This window comes from Bacteroidota bacterium, from assembly GCA_034439655.1.
Classification (GTDB): domain Bacteria; phylum Bacteroidota; class Bacteroidia; order UKL13-3; family UKL13-3; genus CANJUD01.
In genome coordinates, this window is the sequence record JAWXAU010000092.1 from 1 (window position 1) to 18,744 (window position 18,744).

18 protein-coding genes are annotated in these 18,744 nt (G+C 38.2%); 9 read left to right on the top strand and 9 right to left on the bottom strand.

Annotated elements, in window-relative coordinates; genetic code table 11:
• Together SGJ10_06300 and SGJ10_06305 are read left to right on the top strand one after the other, a co-directional pair.
• Positions 1 to 393: carbonic anhydrase (locus tag SGJ10_06300; protein ID MDZ4757736.1), on the top strand; the 393-nt coding region annotated here is incomplete at its 5' end.
• Positions 394 to 648: 255 nt separating this feature from the next.
• Positions 649 to 1,476: a universal stress protein gene (locus SGJ10_06305; GenBank protein MDZ4757737.1), complete on the top strand. Its 828-nt coding sequence runs from the start codon at positions 649 to 651 to the stop codon at positions 1,474 to 1,476.
• A gap of 266 nt (positions 1,477 to 1,742) precedes the next feature.
• Here SGJ10_06305 and SGJ10_06310 read toward each other — a convergent pair whose 3' ends face one another.
• From SGJ10_06310 to SGJ10_06320, 3 genes are all read right to left on the bottom strand, one after another.
• Complete coding sequence (locus SGJ10_06310) at positions 1,743 to 4,424, bottom strand: cation-translocating P-type ATPase (GenBank protein MDZ4757738.1); 2,682 nt, start codon at positions 4,422 to 4,424, stop codon at positions 1,743 to 1,745.
• Positions 4,425 to 4,631: 207 nt separating this feature from the next.
• Positions 4,632 to 5,615: a 6-phosphofructokinase gene (gene pfkA / locus SGJ10_06315; protein ID MDZ4757739.1), complete on the bottom strand. Its 984-nt coding sequence runs from the start codon at positions 5,613 to 5,615 to the stop codon at positions 4,632 to 4,634.
• 434 nt (positions 5,616 to 6,049) lie between these two features.
• Positions 6,050 to 6,232, bottom strand: coding sequence for a hypothetical protein (locus tag SGJ10_06320; GenBank protein MDZ4757740.1), 183 nt, complete (start codon positions 6,230 to 6,232; stop codon positions 6,050 to 6,052).
• A gap of 259 nt (positions 6,233 to 6,491) precedes the next feature.
• Here SGJ10_06320 and SGJ10_06325 point away from each other — a divergent pair, with 259 nt between their 5' ends.
• From SGJ10_06325 to SGJ10_06355, 7 genes are all read left to right on the top strand, one after another.
• Positions 6,492 to 8,576 (top strand): hypothetical protein, encoded by a 2,085-nt coding sequence (locus SGJ10_06325; GenBank protein MDZ4757741.1) that lies wholly within the window; start codon positions 6,492 to 6,494, stop codon positions 8,574 to 8,576.
• 125 nt (positions 8,577 to 8,701) lie between these two features.
• Entirely contained in the window at positions 8,702 to 10,417 is a 1,716-nt protein-coding gene (locus SGJ10_06330; GenBank protein ID MDZ4757742.1) for a glycosyltransferase family 39 protein, read from the top strand.
• A 274-nt stretch (positions 10,418 to 10,691) separates the two neighbouring features.
• A complete protein-coding gene (locus tag SGJ10_06335; GenBank protein MDZ4757743.1) occupies positions 10,692 to 11,243 on the top strand; it encodes a DUF502 domain-containing protein in 552 nt (183 codons plus the stop codon).
• On the top strand, positions 11,233 to 12,159 hold the full coding sequence (locus SGJ10_06340; protein MDZ4757744.1) for a lytic transglycosylase domain-containing protein: 927 nt from the start codon (positions 11,233 to 11,235) through the stop codon (positions 12,157 to 12,159). Before SGJ10_06335 ends, SGJ10_06340 begins: the two co-directional genes overlap by 11 nt.
• A gap of 577 nt (positions 12,160 to 12,736) precedes the next feature.
• Positions 12,737 to 12,931: a hypothetical protein gene (locus tag SGJ10_06345; protein ID MDZ4757745.1), complete on the top strand. Its 195-nt coding sequence runs from the start codon at positions 12,737 to 12,739 to the stop codon at positions 12,929 to 12,931.
• 43 nt (positions 12,932 to 12,974) lie between these two features.
• Positions 12,975 to 13,139 (top strand): hypothetical protein, encoded by a 165-nt coding sequence (locus SGJ10_06350; protein MDZ4757746.1) that lies wholly within the window; start codon positions 12,975 to 12,977, stop codon positions 13,137 to 13,139.
• Positions 13,140 to 13,396: 257 nt separating this feature from the next.
• Positions 13,397 to 13,885, top strand: a complete 489-nt coding sequence (locus tag SGJ10_06355) for a histidine phosphatase family protein (protein MDZ4757747.1) — start codon at positions 13,397 to 13,399, stop codon at positions 13,883 to 13,885.
• A gap of 79 nt (positions 13,886 to 13,964) precedes the next feature.
• Here SGJ10_06355 and SGJ10_06360 read toward each other — a convergent pair whose 3' ends face one another.
• From SGJ10_06360 to SGJ10_06385, 6 genes are all read right to left on the bottom strand, one after another.
• Positions 13,965 to 14,711, bottom strand: coding sequence for a LytTR family DNA-binding domain-containing protein (locus SGJ10_06360; GenBank protein ID MDZ4757748.1), 747 nt, complete (start codon positions 14,709 to 14,711; stop codon positions 13,965 to 13,967).
• Between the two features lie 78 nt (positions 14,712 to 14,789).
• Positions 14,790 to 15,728, bottom strand: coding sequence for a phosphate acyltransferase PlsX (plsX, locus tag SGJ10_06365; GenBank protein MDZ4757749.1), 939 nt, complete (start codon positions 15,726 to 15,728; stop codon positions 14,790 to 14,792).
• 17 nt (positions 15,729 to 15,745) lie between these two features.
• Positions 15,746 to 15,931: a 50S ribosomal protein L32 gene (rpmF, locus tag SGJ10_06370; GenBank protein ID MDZ4757750.1), complete on the bottom strand. Its 186-nt coding sequence runs from the start codon at positions 15,929 to 15,931 to the stop codon at positions 15,746 to 15,748.
• 20 nt (positions 15,932 to 15,951) lie between these two features.
• Entirely contained in the window at positions 15,952 to 16,479 is a 528-nt protein-coding gene (locus tag SGJ10_06375) for a DUF177 domain-containing protein (GenBank protein ID MDZ4757751.1), read from the bottom strand.
• Positions 16,480 to 16,549: 70 nt separating this feature from the next.
• Positions 16,550 to 17,623, bottom strand: coding sequence for a 4-hydroxythreonine-4-phosphate dehydrogenase PdxA (pdxA, locus tag SGJ10_06380; GenBank protein MDZ4757752.1), 1,074 nt, complete (start codon positions 17,621 to 17,623; stop codon positions 16,550 to 16,552).
• Positions 17,624 to 17,635: 12 nt separating this feature from the next.
• Complete coding sequence (locus SGJ10_06385; protein MDZ4757753.1) at positions 17,636 to 18,601, bottom strand: UDP-glucuronic acid decarboxylase family protein; 966 nt, start codon at positions 18,599 to 18,601, stop codon at positions 17,636 to 17,638.
• Positions 18,602 to 18,744: the final 143 nt, after the last annotated feature.

Sequence of the window (18,744 nt, forward strand, 5' to 3'; positions counted from 1 at the left end):
CGCATTGCAGGAAATATTATCAACCCCGAAATTATTGGTAGTTTGGAAATAGCTGTTAAGGAATTGGGAGCAAAATTAATTGTGGTAAAAGGACATTCTAAATGCGGTGCAATTGCTCTTTCATTAGCCAATGTGATGGATGAAAATATATATAATATAACTTCAAAAATTCAAAAAGTAGCTAGGGAAGCCGGTTGCTATCCTAAAACAGAAAATGCCAATGAAAACCAAGTAATGGAAAAAGTAACCAAACTCAATGCTCAAAATTCAGTAAAAGAAATATTAGACCAAAGCCCCTATTTAAAATCAAGAATTGCCAAAAAAGAAATTGGTATTGTAAGTGCCTATCATAACATAGCGACAGGAAAAGTTTATTTTGAAGATCTTATATAGTGCTTGTCCGAGTTTCCGCTCAACCACTATATAAGCAATTCCCAATTTGAAAACAGTTAGCGTTACTATTCTGTATGATTCTATTCTGCATTTACCCAAATTAAAAACTGATTTCAACACCAGTAACAAACATTACTCCCACCCGCATTGTTAAGCATATCATATTAAAACTGATATCTATCATGGAGAGATTTGATTACTATCACCTATTAAATTTCTCGATTTTATCAATTTTGTAAAATAAAATAATACCACATGGAAAATTTACTATTCCCTACCGATTTCAGCAAGGCCGCTGCACATGCTATGGACTTTGCTATTTATTTAGCCCAAGCAAACGATTCAGCACTTACCATATTGCACGTATATGGTTCGCCTTATGTAGACCCCTATATGTCGCCCGAAACTATAGGTGCCATATTGCGTGAGTCGCACAGCCAAAGTGAAACTGACCTTAAAAATTTAAAAGAGGAACTGGCGGTAAAACATCCATGGTTGAAAGTAAGCACCCGAGTAGAACATGGGTTTGTGGTAGAAGCTACCTTGCAAGTGGCCGAAGAAATTAATTGTGACTATATAATAATGGGTACCAAAGGTGCATCGGGAATACTTGATAAAATAATTGGATCCAACACCTTCGGTGTGATTGAAAAATCCAAATGCCCCGTGTGGTCAATTCCTATAACAGCACATATAAAAGAATTTAAAACCGTAATGTATGCTACCGATTATAGTGGCGATGAAGTGGCTTCAATCCAACAAATTCTGAACTTCTCCAAATTAGTGGGTGCAGAAACAAAAGTGATACATTTCCATGAATTATTCGAACCCAATATCTCTGATGCCGATAAGGTAGCAAAAACCAATTTGCAAGGCCGCTTTAAAGGTGAAAATATATCTTTTATTAACTTAACACGACTCGACACCAATGAAGGAATCGAGCAGTATATCGAAAACCAAAACCCCAATGTATTAGCTTTAGCCATGCACCGACGAGGATTTTGGAGTAATCTATTCCACAGCAGTACAACCAGGCATTTTGCTCTTACTTCTAAAATTCCGGTATTGGCTATTCACAAATAGTATAATAGTTAGACCAAACAACTTTTTTGAAAGTACAGCGTGCGAAATTTTAAATTTTGGTAAGCCGTATTATATGTTCCGTTTTTGTATTACAAATTATACCAATTCTTAAACTAAAATAGTTCTCCGCCTGTGGCGGCTTTAGTTTGTAGAATGGTAATGCCGAACTACATCCCGAAAGCCCCGCTTAATCCCGATAATTATCGGGATGCGGGGGAATTAGTCCCTTTCTTTTTAGACTATTATATATTGAATGTCGGTATTACCTATAATACAATTTTAGTTCGTTTTAATATTTGAATAATAAGCAAGGAGAGCAAACTAAATCCTAACATAATTGCAAAATCTATCATGCTTGGGTTATATAATGATAGTGCCGTAGCCACGGGATCTATAGCATAAGCACCGATAGTAAGCACAAGGCAAACAATTGTTGCATACCATACATATTTATTTCTAAAAACATCCGACTTATAAAATGCTTTAGCATTGTCGGTCGTCATATTAAAAACATTCCACAACTGGGAAAGTATAAGTGTAATAAATAAAACATTATTACATAGTTCAAGATCTAATTTTTCGTCACTGTGGATAGTTAAATGTGTTATGGACACCGCACCTAAACAACAGGCCGCCATCACAACGGAATAAACAATGATAGAAATCCAACGCTTTTTGTCAATAATTTGCTCGTTTGAATTGTGTGGCGGCTGTTTCATAATTGAGTTACTACCCCCAGTAACCCCCAAAGCTAGTGCAGGAAGAACATCGGTCACAAGATTGATATACAATATCTGCAAAGGAAAAAGACCATAATGCAAGTTCATGATAGTAGTAAAAGAAATAATTAACAACTCACTGAGATTACACGAGAGTAAATAAATAACAAACTTTCTTATATTCTCAAAAATCACACGCCCCTGTTTAATTGCCAAAACAATTGAAGAAAAAGAATCGTTCTTAAGAACCATATCAGCTACCTCCTGTGCTACTTGCGTTCCACGGTTTCCCATTGCAATTCCTATATCGGCCTTTTTTATTGCTGGAGCATCATTCACCCCGTCGCCAGTCATTCCCACCACGTCCTTATTTTGCTGTAACACACTCACCAAATCTAATTTTTGTTTTGGGCTAACACGGGCAAATATTCTTGAGTTTAACCATCGTTTTTTTTCTTTTGCAGATAATTTTTCAAATTCACCCATATCCTTTCCGTTTACTACTTCCTCGTCTTTATCAGCATCAATAATTCCAAGTTTTAAGGCTATATTTTTAGCTGTGGCGGGATGATCTCCCGTAATCATCACCACTTTTATTCCTGCCGATTTACATTCCTGAATAGCAACGAATACTTCTTTACGAGGAGGGTCTAGCATTCCTATCAATCCTGCGAAGATGAGGTTTTCTGCTAGTTTATCGGGAGTTCCATTTGTTTCTTTATAGGCTACCGCAATAATTCTTAATCCTTCACCTGCAAATTTTTCTGCTTCATTCGACCAATGTTTTGTCGTAGCTTCATCCATCGAAACAACTTCACCATTCTTTAGTAAATGCGTACAGTGTTTTAATAATTCTTCAACAGCTCCTTTTGCAGCCACAAAATTATTTTTTTCTGCTTTATGCAGCGTTGCCATAATTTTTGTCTCGGAAGAAAATGGCTCTTCTTTTAATTTTGGATATTTCTTTCTTAAAGGTTCAATATCTGTTCCTTCTCCATAAGCAAATTTTAGAAGTCCTACTTCTAGCGGATCACCGACTTCTTTTGCTTTTTTGCCAGTGAAAATAAGTTCGGCAGTATTACATAAAACAGAAATCGTTTTAACCCATTCAAAACTTTTATTTTGAGACGAGCTTTTCCTATCTGTTAAATTAATTTTTATTTCTGTTTTTTCGTCGGCTGTAATAATAGTATTTACTTCTATTTTATTCTGTGTAAGTGTACCTGTTTTATCGGTACATATAACATTGGTTCCACCAAGCGTTTCAACAGCAGAAAGTTTTTTTACGATTACGTGGTGTTTTGCCATTTTCAACATTCCTTGTGCCAATGCCAATGTTGTAACAATGGGCAAACCTTCGGGAATAGCAGCCACAGCAAGAGCAATAGTGGTTTGAATTAATGCTACAATATTATCTCCTTTAAGCACTCCTATCAAAAAAATGATACAAATTAAGACTACTGTTAACCACAATATTTTTTTGCTAAATTGTGAAATCTTTTTTTCCAAAGGAGTTATCCCTTGGTCTGCCGATTGAACCATCGCAGCTATTTTTCCAAGCTCAGTTTCCATACCTGTTCCCGTCACAATTCCTCTAACATTTCCCTTGGTAACAGAGGTTCCTTTATAAAGCATATTCACCCTTTCGGCTAGTGTAACATCTTTTGTTAAAATTTTATCCTCCTTATCCACTGCTACCGATTCTCCAGTAAGTGCGGACTCATCAACCTGTAGCTGCGACAGATTAAATATTCGGGCATCAGCAAGTATAATATCTCCAGCTTCTGCATATAAGATATCTCCTGGCACAATATCATCAGAAGCGATTTCCAAAAGTTGACCATTCCGCATAACTTTCGCATTTACTATGGTAAGCCGCTTAAGGGCTTCCATGGAACGCTCGGCATGATATTCCATAATGAAGCCGATAATAGCATTTATAATAATTACTAATAGAATTGCAAAACCGTCTAGCCATTCATTAAAGTAAAAAGATAGTGCGGCGGCAACAAATAATATTATTACAAAAGCTCCCTTGAACTGACTTAAAAAAATAATAATGGGGCTTTTGGATTTTTTTTCTGTAATACTATTTTTTCCAAAGTCCAAGAGTCTTTTGGTTGCTTCTTTAGCTTCTAACCCTTTGGTGATACTGGTAAAAAGTTCATCAGAAACTTTTTGGCTTTCGTGCGTATATGCGTCCTTAAAAGGATAATTTTTAAATTTCATACTGATACATTTAATTTATAATGTGCGGCAAATAGCTTGTTTTTTTTATGCTATATCAAAGGCAATTATATACAATTTAGAATCAACTTCATTTACGACAACATTAAATATTTCTTGATAGTAGAAAGAAACATGAGCTCTTGCCGCTTTTATTGCCGTAGTTGTAGTATTCATATATTATAGTCTTTTACCTTAATATAAAAAAAACTAAGCTGATAATTCATTGGCTAAATCGAGTATATGTTCATTGATTTTGTGAATCCCTGATGAAGCCTTCTCAAAGGTGGTATACGTTATTCTCTGGTTTTTCAGTCCCACCATCATGTTTTTTTTACCTGCTATCAATATTTTTACGGCCTTATTTCCCAATCGACTTGCCAATAACCTATCGAAACAACTCGGATTTCCTCCCCGCTGAAGATGGCCCAGGATACTTATTCGTATATCATAATGATTAAACTTTGCTTTTACATTATTCGCAATCTCCATTACCCCACCTTCCACAGCTCCTTCGGCCACAACCACTATCATGGAGGACTTTTTCCTTTTCCAGCCTTTTTCTAATTTGTCGATTAAATCGCTCACATTAGTTTTGCACTCAGGTATCAAAATAGCTTCAGCCCCAGCAGATATTCCACAATGCAATGCCACAAAGCCAAGGTCTCTTCCCATCACTTCCACAAAAAATAAACGGTGATGTGAATTGGCCGTATCTCTTATTTTGTCAATTGCCTCAAGTGCTGTATTCGTAGCTGTATCAAAACCGATTGCATAGTCAGTTCCAAAAATATCATTATCAATTGTTTTGGGTACCCCGATAAACGGAATATTAAATTCGCTTGTAAATATATGGGCACCAGCAAGCGACCCATTTCCACCTATTATAATTACTCCATCAACTTTTGCCTTTATTAATTGTTGGAAAGCAACTGTCCTCCATTCTTTTTTTTTGAATCTTTCGCTCCTTGAGGTCTTTATAATAGTTCCACCTCTTTGAATAATATCGCTAACTGCAGCAGCATCCATTCCTTTAAAATCTCCTTCTATCATTCCTTCATAGCCCCCATTTATTGCCAATACTTTCAACCCACTGTTAATGGCGGTTCTAACAACGGCACGTATAGCAGCATTCATTCCAGGAGCGTCTCCGCCAGATGTCATCACTGCTAATATTTTAATAGAAGTATTCATTTATATTTTCATACAGTTTGCACACCAATCACCTAGGTTTAATTCAAACCTATACCAAAAAGAAGATTATGTATAGACTAGGGAATTTTCGATTCGCGTTTATTATATAATACTGAATCATTTAAAGAATAGCATCGCCTAGATAGTTTCCAATATTCTTGTATGCAAAAGTGTGAGGGAACTAACCTAATATGTTACACATTGATAATTTTAAATTACATATTTCACACATCGTAAATAATATTCGGTAAATAGTGGTACTGCTTCATGTGGCCTGCAAAACTGCAGCAAGTAGCTTTCGCAAACCCGCAAATAATACTCATGAAATTGATAGATGCACTTGGCATAATTAGCGTTGAATCCTTTGTTCCCGTTCTGGGATCTATCATGTCACTAAATGTGAGCCGTGAGAAATCAATACTTTTATTTACAAATTATACGCCCGTCCCTAGTCTAATTCCCCATTTTTCTTTTTGATAGTGCCAAGAATATTTTCCTGTCACACAATTGGTAGTTAACCTACCAGAGCCTACCACATCGTTAAAAAGATTGAGCCCGTATGCATGCACACCTTTACTATATTCACCGTAAGCATTTATAGTTTGATAATTAGGCACATCAATATATCCAATGCCTGCAGTCCAAGCAGGATTCTAGCCTATTAATGCGGGATTGAGCGTGCTTGCATGGCAATTGGTTAAACCCATTAAAGCGTCTTGTGCCCTAGAAGCAAAACTTGTTGAGCAAAATAGCAGTAAGCAAACATATTTGTTAATGAACAATATTTTCATATCGGGCAAATATAATAGATTTAGCATTACCAAATCTACAATTCCGTAACACAGCAAATAGCAAAGCTATACTATATTTGCAACCATGCGAATATTTGCAATAGCCCTTTGTTGTTTTCTGTATACTTGTACAAATGCCCAAACATTTAAGAACCTGAACACCTCGGCAGGTAGGCTGGGCGTGAATTTTACAAATACAGGTACCGTGGGCAGACCCGATGTGGTTGCCAATAGCAAACTGGGCCCAAGCATGGAGTATCCCATTGGCAGCGGCATTGAGCATTTGTTTGAAGGTGGGTTGTGGTTGGGTTGCATGGTGAATGGCCAAGTGCAGTTGTCATCCTCGGCCATTGAGTCGGCAAGAGGTTACAGCACAGGTGCTACAGGATATGAGTTTACGCCCAATGGTTTGTTTGGCGAGCGTTCTACTTTGCCCTCAAGCTCAAATTACAGATCAGACGCGGTTTCGCACCAAGACTTTGTAATAAACTTTACCGATAAAAACACGATAGTGCCTGGCACCAGTCAACCTATAAATGGGCATACCCAACCCTTATATGCCGATGTGAATTTGCAAACCTATTGTTGGAATTATTCCTTCACCGATTATTTTGTGATACTCGATTATACCATCACCAATAATAGCACCCATAACTGGGACAGTATATGGATAGGATATTATAGTGATATGCTGGTGCGAAATGTAAATGTGACTCAAGAAACAGGTACAGCTTTCTTTAATAAGGGTCGTAACGGATGGGACAGCATCTATAAATCTATTTATACCTACGAACAAAAGGGCGATGATATAGACTATACCCGCAGCTATGGTAGTGTAATGTTTCTGGGTAGCGATTGGCGAAATATGTATTTCCATCCGAGCAATGCGGCTGTATTTACAAGTGCGGGATTGCCTGCTCCACAAGTTCTTCCAAATTTTTGGAACTATGGTGGTACCAATCCACCCTTTGCCAAACCCAATGACGATATTGAAAGATATTATAAACTACAAACAGGTTTAAGTGCAGCCGATATATACGGTGCCACAGGCCCCGTAAACTTTACCAATAACTGGATACAATTACTCTCAGCAGGGCCTTATGTGCAATTAAAACAGGGCGAGACTATCCGTTTTGCCCTTGCCCTTGTATGTGCCAAACAACTGGGTGCATTGGTGAACAACGAAGCAGTAGATGATGCCGATGCACGCAAAGAATTGGTGGAGCATTGGGGTTGGGCCAAACGAACCTATAGCGGCGAAGACTTAAATGAAAACGGGAAGTTAGATGCGGCCGAAGATATTAATGGAAACAACAAACTAGATAGATATATATTGCCCGAACCTCCAGCTACGCCTACAGTAAAAATTGTTCCTTCAAATAATAAAGTAGATATATATTGGGATGATGCGGCAGAAAAATCAATAGATCCATTAAGCAAGAAGCAAGACTTTGAAGGTTACAGAATATACCGTACCAATGCAGGCGACGATTTAAAACTCAATTTGCTCGATGTCAAAAAACTGATACAACAATGGGATAAGCCTAGTAATAATGTGGGCAATAATAATGGTTTTGCAGCGGTGAAGATGGCTGCCCCCGTGAAGTTTGAAGGAGATACAACAACCTATACTTATCATATCACTATAGATAATTTGCTGAACGGCTGGCAATATCTTTTTATTATAACTTCTTTCGATGCGGGCGATGATGCTATAGGTTTGCAGTCGCTTGAATCGTCATTAGCTGCAAACGATTTTAGGGTGTTTACGGGCACAGCCCCTGTTGATGGAAGTATAACGATAGATAGTTTGCAACCGGGTGTATATCCCAATCCTTATAAAACAAATGCGGCATGGGATGGCACGGGTTCGCGTAGCAAAAAAATATATTTCTACAACCTACCTGCACACAGCGAAATTGTTATATATACAACAGCCGGTGATGTGGTACGAACGCTGAAACACGATGCTGCTACTTATACTGGCAGCGATATAAAATGGTATGCCGACTTGTCGAGCACTGAAAGGTTTATAAGCCCGGGCGGCGAGCATGCATGGGATTTGCTGAGCGACTCGAAGAATACGATATCGCAAGGGGTCTATTTCTTTACAGTAAAAGATTTGGATAAAGGAATTGTAAAAACGGGGAAGTTTGTGGTGTTGAAATAGAGAAGTCTCATTATAGAAAGAATCTTATATCTGAATAAGGAATACTACTGTTTAAGTAATTGTCCATAGATTTGCAAAATCATTATCCGCCGCGGCCGAAAACCTCAGTCACTCATTAAGCACCCATGTCAACACAAAAGAATAAACCCCAAGCAGCAAAGACTGCTGCAAAGCCCAGTAATACAAGCAATCTGCTGGGCAGGATAGAAGCGTATTTCGGGAAGAAACATGTAATGTATGCCCTCATTATAGTGGGTGTAAATGTGTTGTTCTCATTCTTAATGTTCGATGCCAAAATATCGATAGGGGGTGACGATAGCAGTTATATAGAGCGGGCCAATCGGTTTTTGCATAATGGAGAATTCCCTTTTTACCAAGGGCCTTTGTATCCGTTAATGTTAGCTTTGCCCATTGCCATGTTTGGTATTAACCTCTGGGTGCTGAAGTTTATGTCGTTAATATTTTCGGCACTGGGTATATGGTTTTTATACAAAGCATTTAGAGGCCGCATTCCTTATTTGGTATTGTTTATTTCCTTACTGTTTGTGTCGCTCAATGCCAATATACAATTCTATAGCAGCCAAACATATACCGAGGCATTTTATATGATGCTGCAAGCTATAGGTTTCATCTTCGCCTTTAAACTTATTGATAAAGTATTGGAGGGGAAACCCATTAAAGAAACCTGGAAACTGTTTTTGCTAAATGGGTCGTGGGTCGTATTTTTATCACTCTGCAAACCTGTAGCACTAGCCATGGCTGCACCTATAGTTGCCTATTTCTTACTTAAGAAAAAATGGAAAGCAGTATTATATATGTTTTTGGCCATCCTAGTAGCACGTGGTGCTTTGGAAGTGGGGCTGAGAGCCACAGTAGGCAAACCTGATAGCAGTCAGCTTGAAGTGATATTGATGAAAGACCAATATAAACCCCAACTAGGCAAAGAAGATTTTGGTGGATTGATGACTCGTGGCAAAAATAATTTGGGATTGTATATGGCCTACCATTTCTATCATATTATGCATCTCAATACCAATACGCTTGAAAAATACTATGAGAAGAATAAGAACGAAAATAATATGAAACTGGCATGGTTCACTGCGGCCATATTCATATTAATTACATTGCTCAATTGGCGAAAGAACCAAGCCATCTTCTTTGCTTGCTTATGTTTTATGGCATACTTGGGAGCAACATTCTTTGGTATACAAGCCAATAATATGCAAGAGCGGCTTATTTTGCCGGCCGTTCCGCTCATGATGCTTGCGTTTATGGGTGCTTTCTATCAACTGGCGTCTGCGGTTATTTTTGCACAGGTATATTATGTAATACTAATTGCCGTGATATTGTTTGCCAACTTATTCTTTATTGGTAAGCAAAGCAGCAAAAATCTCCCTACACTCAAACAGCAATTGGGTGGCGAAAAACTTGCGGGTTTCACACCCGATTGGGTGAATTACCTTAAGATGAGTGAGTATTGTGCCGATAGTTTGCCCGCTGATGCACATATACTTACCCGCAAAGGCAATATGAGTTATATATATACCAATGCCAGCGACAAGTTTGTATCGGCATACAGCCCGCCCACTTATGGGGCCGATAGTATGCTGTGGTGGTTGAAGAATCAAAAGATTACACATATTAATATGGCAAGCCTACGAAGCAACCCCGATGCATTGGATGGAAAAATATTGACCACTATGCACTCTATAATGAAACCTATCGACTCGGTATATCCCGGACGTAAATTTGAAATGGTAAAAATATACAAAACCGAAGGAGCCCTCAGCCCAGAAGAGGAAGAATCTGCCAAACTGTTTAAAATAAACTACGATAAATAATATATAGTTTATAAAATTTTGTTGTATATAAACAATATATAAAGTAAATTCGTTGTGTAATTGGTTGGTGAGGGAATCGATCAAGGACAAAATGTAGTGTAAGCCAAATCAACAATCATACTCGCCGCGGCGAGGTCAATATAATCTGGCGTAAGCAACAAATCGTAAATCATAAATCAAATCCGCCTCGGCGGAGTAAATCATAAATAAATTGGCCTCCAAAAACAACGACTTCTTCCTACAAGAGTACCGCCGATACAGGCGTTCCTTGTTCATGAAAATATTGAACTACTTTTTAAAGGGCTTGCTATTGGTATTGCCCGTGGTAGCCTCATCCTATATTATATATTGGTTGTTCACAAAAGTAGATTCCATTTTTACTTTCCCTATTCCTGGCCTTGGCATCCTTATTATTATAGCAGCTATATGCCTAATAGGGTATACTGCCAGTAAGTTTGTGTCACGACCTTTGTTCGATTTGCTCGATGACATATTAAGCAAAACCCCACTACTCAAAACTTTCTACAACCTGTTCAAAGACATGACCGAAGCCTTTGTGGGAGACAAGAAGAAATTTAGTCAACCAGTAATGGTTAAAATTTCGGAGAACGGGATATGTAGGTTGGGTTTTGTTACCCAAAAGGATTTAGATTTTTTGAATATAGAAGGATATATGGCAGTTTATTTTCCCGATTCGTATGCCATATCGGGCCAATTGGTATTAGTGCCCAATAGCCAAGTAACCACCATAGAAACCAATGCCACCCACATGATGCAATTTATTATATCGGGTGGAATTAAAAACATAGAGGAAGATGAAAAGTAAAACAATGAAAATGCTCAGTACGCTGGGTATGTTAACAGTTCTGGCCAGTTTGGTCTATCTGTTTGAAGCAAGCCAAACCAAAAAGAATATATTGCCCATAGAGCGAGAAATACATAGTATTACCTTGCCTGCAAAACTAGATTTTTGTGGAGAGGAAGTCCCCATTGATGACCCTGAAGTAATGGAACGTTTCGACAGAGAGCTTTTATCGAACGCCTTTTTCGAGTCGAATAATATTATAATATATAAACGCATGAAACGCCACTTTGGCCAAATTGAACAATTGCTCAAAGAGCAAGGCATGCCCGACGATTTTAAATACTTGGCAGTGGCCGAGAGTGGCTTGGCCAATGTGGTTTCCCCTGCAGCAGCAGCAGGGTTTTGGCAGTTTATTCCCGAAACAGGTCGCCGCTATGGTTTAGAAATCAATGATGAAGTGGACGAACGTTACCAACTTGATAAAGCAACACGAGCCGCTTGCAAATATTTGAAAAGCATGAAAGAAGATTTAGGTTCGTGGACACTTGCTGCGGCTAGTTATAATTGCGGTATGGGAGCCATCAAACAAAGCCAAAAATTTCAGAAAGTAGATTCATATTATGATTTGCATATCAACCAAGAAACCTCACGTTATCTATTCCGCATTGTAGCATTAAAAGAAATATTAAATGCACCTGAAAAGTACGGATATAAAATGGCCGATGTGGCAGGTTATCCCACCATCGCCACCACCGATGAAACTGTGAGCAGCACTGTTCCCAACTGGAGCGATTGGGCAATTGCCCACGGTGTAAACTATAAAATATTGCGTACTTTTAATCCTTGGATAAAGAAACCTTTGTTGACCAATAAGCTAGGCAAAACATACACCATACAATTGCCCAAGGATAAGACGAAGTTTTTGCATGGGAAATAAATTTGGAGAAACTACGCAGTTAAGCTTCACTTGCCTGCGGTTGTTACCCTCGAAAAATACTAATCAATGCCTTCGCAAGACCCGATATCTTTCGGATTTGTACTGTGAGTTTTTAACTTGCATTACCTTATATTGAATTATGAAAACCACTCTTCGCCCGTCAGAAACTGAGCGAATGAAACTCACATTCACAGCGGCTAACGCTACGCTTAAAATTGCAAGGCTGGCCAGCCATTTCTGTCAATGTTTTAGGTGTATTTTAGGCATTTAAGCACAGCTCTGTAAATTATACCAATTCTTTTACTAAAATAGCTCTCCGCAAGCGGCGGATTAGGTTTGCAGAATGGTGATGCCCAACTACATCCCGAAAGCCCCGCTTAATCCCGATAATTATCGGGATGCGGGGGGATTAGTCCCTTTCTTGTGGACTATTATATATTGAGTTTCGTTATAAGTATTCGGTGCCACCAAATGCGTGACTTCTGTAATATTTTGCCATAATTATATAACACTTTTGCCTAGTAGAATCCCCAACTTTGGGGCTTCATATTTCTATCATCATTAATATATATATGCTATGAATTTAAAACGAATATTTGGAGCTTTACTTACTGTTTTAGGCATTGCTGGCTTGATTTATGTTGCTGTGCTTTTTATGAACACCGCCGGTGCCCAGCGTGATATTAAGGGGATAATTATTTTCGGTATACTTGGAATAGTTTTCTTTGGCTCGGGAATAAACTTGGTTAGGAACACAAAAGACGAAGCATAATACCTATTCTCAAATTAAAATAATCCAAAGATTATTTTATACAATGTCTGAACTAAAACTCAGTGCTTGGGTAGAAAAAGAGGCGTTTTCGAACGAGCAATATATAGTGTCTGAAAGGAAACTCGGTGCTTGGATAGAAAGGTTCTCTTTTGACTCAGCCAGATGGCGGAGGAAATTAAAAAATATGAGAGTTTATTCTTCTAAATGACCCTTTTTTTAATGAGCGTAACGAAAAAAGAGGAGTTTTCGAACAAGCATTTTATAATACCAATTCTTAAACTAAAATAGTTCTCCGCCTGTGGCGGATTTAGTTTTTAGGATGGTAATACCGAACTACATCCCGATAGCCCCGCTTAATCCCGATAATTATCGGGATGCGGGGGAATTAGTCCCTTTCTTTTGGACTATTATATATTGAGTGTCGGTATAATATCCTTATAATTGTATATCATTTAATCATAAATCATGAAATCATTATATATCATGCGTCATGCCAAGGCAATCCCGCACAACACTGCCCCCACCGACTTCCAAAGGCAACTTACCGAAGGTGGCCTTAACGATGCCAATGAAATGGGCATAAGATTATATGAGAAAAAACCGCATCTGCAAGTCATCATTTCAAGCCCCGCAAAACGTACCAAAGAAACAGCCGAGACTGTAGCGAAGGCATTGCAAATGGATGCCTGCAAAATTATATATGATGAGGATATATATGAATCGAGCCCTCATAATTTGGCACGCATAGTTTCTGAAATTAGCGATAAGTATAATAGCGTAATGCTTGTGGGCCACAACCCCGCATTTACTTATATGATGGAGTATTTTTGCAACAAGCAAATAGACAACTTGCCTACATCGGGAATGTTCTTGGTTGAATTTGAAACTAACACCTGGAAAGAAGCTACAAAGCATAATGGAAACTTAAAGTGGGCCGATTGGCCTAAACTATAGCTCACATAAAAGGCTAGAAAGCCTTATAATAAATTTCTATAATATAAATTTGACTATCCCGAAAGGATTCGACATCGGCTTAATACATCCCCAGTTTTTTCAGCACCTCTTCTTTTTTGTAACGCGAAATATCCACTTTAGAACCATCGGCCATTAACATATAGCCTTCGCCTTCTTTCACAAACTCTTTTACATAGTTAAGATTTATTATATGCGAACGGTGGGGGCGAAAAAAACCTTGGTCCAATAGCATCTCTTCATATTTTTGGATATTCTTCGATACCATATGCTTTTTGCCATCACGCAAATGGAATACAGTATAAACACCTGAAGCTTCGCAACGAATAATTTCGTCAATGCCCACAAATATGATACGCTCGTGTGTATTCAAAGTAATTTTCTTCTTGTCGCCAGTACCTTTTAGGTTGGATATGAACTCATTCAACTGGTCATGGGTAAGATTTGATTTGTTCTTGCTTACGCGTTTCACAGCATTTATCAAATCGTCGGCTTGAGGAGGCTTAACAATATAGTCGATGGCTGAATACTTAAAAGCCTTTAGCATATAGTCGTCGTGCGAGGTAATAAAAATCACATCAAAGTCTATCTTATCAATGGCATCTATCATCTCAAAACCATTCATCACGGGCATCTCGATATCACAAAATACTAATCTGGGCTTAAGAATGTGAATAGCCTCGATGGCTTCTTGTGGTGTATTGCACACCGAAACAACCTCAACATCAGGGCAATGCTGTTCTAGCATTTTCTTAAGTATGATAGTGTTTTCTTCTAAATCATCAACAAGTAAAGTTTTAATTCCCATAGAGTAAGATTTATTTCAAGTGCAATATTAATCACAATTAAATGATTATGCACAAAAAAATAACTTCTTTTTTTTGGGTTAAAATCGCTTCCGTATAAGCTCAATCAAATTCGACTCTACAAATTCCTTCGACATGCGAATCATGTTCATAAAAGCTTTGGCATTTGATATTCCGTGTCCAATCATCACGGGTGCGTTCACGCCCAGTATCGGGGTGCCGCCATAGTCTTCGTAGTTAAACCGATCGAGATATTCATCTTGCACTCCGCGTTTTTTCATTATATAGAAAAAAGATTCGGCTGTTTTTAGCACTACATTACCTGTAAAACCATCACAAACTGCTACATCGGCTTTATTTACGAAAAGGTCACGTCCTTCAATATTGCCCACGAAATTAAAATCTTCCGACTCCTCCATTAACAAATAAGCCGCTTGGGTAACCAAATTCCCCTTCTCCTTTTCCTCACCAATGTTTACAAGACCTACTTTGGGTTTTTCTATTTTATATACATGCTCGCATAGCAACGAACCCAAAATACCAAATTGATAAAGCACATCGGGCCTGCAATCTACATTAGCTCCTACATCGAGCAAAACGCCAAAACCGCCATCTACTTTCGGAATTACGGTAGTAACACTGGGTCTAATTACGCCTTCAATGGTTTTGATACTCATAATCGCACCCACTAGCATAGCACCCGTATTGCCAGCACCAGCAAATGCATCAATTTCTTTATTTTTGAGGAGACCAAACCCAATCACAATGCTCGAGTTTTTCTTCTGCATAACGGCTTTGGCTGGGTGATCGTTATAGGATATTATTTCATCTGCATGCACAATATCAAACGCACCCTCGTCGGCACCTACTTCTTTAATGGAAGCTAGTATCTCCGATTTGTCTCCTATTAACGTTATCCGAATTTTGTCGCCAAAAAGATTGACTGCGTCCATGGAACCACGAATAGCTTCAAGAGGTGCAAAATCACCCCCCATGGCATCTATACCAATTCGAATCATCGACGGTAAATGCTAAATTATTCTTCGTTGCGGCCTTTCATCACCTTGTGCCCACGGTACATTCCTGTTTCAAGGTTTACGCGGTGGTACAAAGAAACATCGCCTGATTGTGGGTCGATGAACAAAGCTTTGCTGTCCAATGAGTGATGTGCTCTGCGGCTATCACGGCGTGATTTGGATATTTTTCGTTTTGGGTGTGGCATAATTGTATAGTATTATAATATCAATTGTCGAATTTTAAATTTTTTAAGTCGTCCCATCTGTCGTCAGTGTCTTCATTGTCATGGCTTAGGTTCTCAAGTTTTTTCAGCATTTCATCGTCACAATTTTTCACAACCCCATCTATGTCACAACTTTTTTTCATGGGTATCGAAATCAGAACAAAATCATATATCAGCTCATCCAAATAAACCAAATCTTCCGACTTCCGCAGATATATAATTTCCTCATTATCCTTCGATTCTTCACTAACGGAATCACTAATTTTCATTATCGCGTTTTGCGTAAAATCCAAAGGCAGACCAATAGATCTGTTGCAAACATCACAATCCACATCTATTGTTCCGTGTATATGAAAGTTAAGCCTACCAGTAGCTTCTAGCTTATTTATTTCAACGTCGGCTATAAGCTTGCTGTTACTGATAAAATTAGAACCATTTGAAACAAAGAAATCATCATTAAGTTCAAACTGAGCGTGGTTCTCACCCTCACTCAACCTAGAAACCTTAATGAAGAAGTTTTTTGTTTCCATGTCAAAGACCTCTTTAAAAACGGGGTGCAAAGATAAACTTGAAAATCTAAATCTTAACAGTTTTTTAAGACTAAATATCAAGCCTAAAGCGTTCCCTTTTCATTTGGCTAAACTTAAGTGGCGATTTTCGTAATCCAGCATTCATTTGCCTGTTGGAAGCGATTTGTGCAGCCATATATATAGCATTCAAAAAAGAGGTAATATTTGCTATCCCTTTACCAGCTATGTCATACGCAGTTCCATGATCGGGCGAGGTACGCACGATAGGAAGACCTGCGGTGTAATTAACTCCATCCTCAAATGACAATAATTTAAATGGGATAAGTCCTTGGTCGTGGTAAATACTTAATATGGCATCGAATTGTTTAAACTGTCCTGAGCCAAAAAATCCATCTGCAGGGTAGCAGCCATATACAATCATCCCTTTTTCTTTGCATTGGTTAATGGCAGGCAAAATTATATCTTGCTCTTCTTTGCCAAGCAATCCGCTATCGCCAGCATGGGGGTTTAAGCCAAGTACTGCTATTTTGGGTTTATTGCTAGAAAAATCCTTCACCATTGCTTGGTGCAAAGCTGCAATTTTTTCAACTAACATTGCCGTATTCAAAGCACCGCTAACTTCGCTTATAGGTATGTGCACAGTAGCAGGAGCCACTTTCATTTCATCACTTACAAGCATCATCAATGGTTTCGACTTGGTTTTATTCCCTATATATCCCGTATGGCCTGTAAATGTATCATTAGGTATTTTTACGGTGCTTTTATTTAAAGGTGCGGTTACTATAGCGTCAAGTCTTCCTTGCATAGCATCGTCAATCGCCAAATCTAATGATCGTATCGCATAGCTACCAGCCACACCTTGAGGTGTCCCTATTTTAATATCTAATTCTTCTTCCCAGCAGTTTACTAAATTTGGCTTACCTGATTGCACCTCATTAATTGATTTAACAACATGGAACTGAAAATCATTATAGCCTAACATTTTCCTATAATAAGTCATCACTTTCACCGAAGCATAGACCACTGGTGTCAAGTGCTTACACAAAAGTTCATCCGATAATGTTTTGATTATAATTTCTGGCCCTACACCGTTGAAATCACCAAGTGTAATTCCTATTTTAGGTTTTAATTCCTGTTCGCTCATATATTTTTTAGTTTAAAATTCTTTGTGTTTTATATTATATTCAGGTAAACTTTTAAAATATTCATAGGTGATTTTTAACCCTTCAGCCCTGCTCACTTTTGGTTCCCAACCTAATATAGCTTTTGCTTTGTCAATATTGGGTTTTCTTTGCTTAGGGTCATCAGTAGGCAATGGTTCGTAGACTATCTTTTGAGTAGTACCTGTTAATTTGATAATCTCCTCAGCAAAATCTTTAATACTTATTTCAATAGGATTTCCAATATTTACAGGCATATCATAATCGCTTAAAAGCAAACGATAGATTCCTTCTACCAAATCATCAACATAACAGAACGAACGAGTTTGGCTTCCATCACCAAATACTGTTAAATCTTTACCGCTTAATGCTTGTCCCACAAAAGCAGGTAGTGCTCTGCCATCGTTTAATCTCATTCTTGGGCCATAGGTATTAAATATCCTTACTATCCTGGTTTGCAAACCATGAAACCTATTATAAGCCATTGTTATGGCTTCTTGAAATCTTTTTGCTTCATCATACACACCTCTTGGGCCAACTGGGTTTACATTGCCCCAATATTCTTCATCTTGGGGGTGTACTAGAGGGTCGCCATACACTTCTGAAGTTGAGGCTACAAGTATCCTTGCCTTTTTTGCTAAAGCAAGCCCCAAACAATTGTGTGTTCCAAGCGAACCAACTTTTAGTGTTTGAATGGGTATCTTCAAATAATCAATTGGACTTGCTGGAGATGCAAAATGTAAAATATAATGCAACTCACCTGGAACATGAACAAATTTTGAAACATCCTTATGGTAAAATTCAAAGTTTTTCAAAGGCATCAAATGTTCAATATTCCGCAAGTCTCCTGTTATCAGATTATCCATTCCTATTACATGGTATCCTTCCTTAATGAAACGGTCGCACAAATGTGAACCCAGAAAGCCGGCAGCTCCTGTTATTAATATTCTTTTCTGTATCATAATTTATATGGCGGCAAAAATAGCTACAAATACGCTCTTATTCCTTTATAAATAAAAAAGGCCGACTATCAAGCCGGCCTTTTTTGTATTGTTATCCACTCGGGCGTGTGCCCGACTGTTGATATTAGTGTGCTACGACCAAA

Excerpts from the sequence above, each read along its gene's own strand:
- SGJ10_06350 (MDZ4757746.1), top strand. The coding sequence starts at position 12,975 with ATGTCTGAACTAAAACTCAGTGCTTGGGTAGAAAAAGAGGCGTTTTCG.
- SGJ10_06360 (MDZ4757748.1), bottom strand. The coding sequence starts at position 14,711 with ATGGGAATTAAAACTTTACTTGTTGATGATTTAGAAGAAAACACTATC.
- SGJ10_06335 (MDZ4757743.1), top strand. The coding sequence starts at position 10,692 with ATGAAAATATTGAACTACTTTTTAAAGGGCTTGCTATTGGTATTGCCC.
- SGJ10_06305 (MDZ4757737.1), top strand. The coding sequence starts at position 649 with ATGGAAAATTTACTATTCCCTACCGATTTCAGCAAGGCCGCTGCACAT.
- pdxA (MDZ4757752.1), bottom strand. The coding sequence starts at position 17,623 with ATGAGCGAACAGGAATTAAAACCTAAAATAGGAATTACACTTGGTGAT.
- rpmF (MDZ4757750.1), bottom strand. The coding sequence starts at position 15,931 with ATGCCACACCCAAAACGAAAAATATCCAAATCACGCCGTGATAGCCGC.
- plsX (MDZ4757749.1), bottom strand. The coding sequence starts at position 15,728 with ATGATTCGAATTGGTATAGATGCCATGGGGGGTGATTTTGCACCTCTT.
- SGJ10_06340 (MDZ4757744.1), top strand. The coding sequence starts at position 11,233 with ATGAAAAGTAAAACAATGAAAATGCTCAGTACGCTGGGTATGTTAACA.
- SGJ10_06310 (MDZ4757738.1), bottom strand. The coding sequence starts at position 4,424 with ATGAAATTTAAAAATTATCCTTTTAAGGACGCATATACGCACGAAAGC.
- SGJ10_06345 (MDZ4757745.1), top strand. The coding sequence starts at position 12,737 with ATGAATTTAAAACGAATATTTGGAGCTTTACTTACTGTTTTAGGCATT.
- SGJ10_06375 (MDZ4757751.1), bottom strand. The coding sequence starts at position 16,479 with ATGGAAACAAAAAACTTCTTCATTAAGGTTTCTAGGTTGAGTGAGGGT.
- SGJ10_06330 (MDZ4757742.1), top strand. The coding sequence starts at position 8,702 with ATGTCAACACAAAAGAATAAACCCCAAGCAGCAAAGACTGCTGCAAAG.
- SGJ10_06355 (MDZ4757747.1), top strand. The coding sequence starts at position 13,397 with ATGAAATCATTATATATCATGCGTCATGCCAAGGCAATCCCGCACAAC.
- pfkA (MDZ4757739.1), bottom strand. The coding sequence starts at position 5,615 with ATGAATACTTCTATTAAAATATTAGCAGTGATGACATCTGGCGGAGAC.
- SGJ10_06325 (MDZ4757741.1), top strand. The coding sequence starts at position 6,492 with ATGCGAATATTTGCAATAGCCCTTTGTTGTTTTCTGTATACTTGTACA.
- SGJ10_06385 (MDZ4757753.1), bottom strand. The coding sequence starts at position 18,601 with ATGATACAGAAAAGAATATTAATAACAGGAGCTGCCGGCTTTCTGGGT.